This window comes from Streptomyces sp. 8P21H-1 (genome assembly GCF_013302945.1).
In genome coordinates, this window is the sequence record NZ_JABTYA010000221.1 from 270 (window position 1) to 505 (window position 236).

1 protein-coding gene is annotated in these 236 nt (G+C 69.9%); it reads right to left on the reverse strand.

Annotated elements, in window-relative coordinates; translation table 11 throughout:
* Positions 1-236: penicillin acylase family protein (locus HO151_RS04000; protein ID WP_173894727.1), on the reverse strand; the 236-nt coding region annotated here is incomplete at both ends.

A 236-nucleotide genomic window follows, 5' to 3' on the forward strand; every position in this document is an offset into this window, starting at 1 on the left:
CCCGAGCGAGGGCGTCCTCGACGCCCGACACGTCGTCGGCCTCATCCTGCCACCAGGCGGAGTCGGGCTGTTCGAGCAGCCGTTCGACCACGAGGAACCACCGGGATCCTCCGGCCGGCGGGCGGTCGTCCGGGAGCGAGGGACGGAAGGTGGTGTCGAGCAGCGTCTTCCAGAACACGTTGAACAGAGCGGAGGCGCCGCTGTCCGCGTCGTCGTGGAAGTCCCAATCGGCGAGG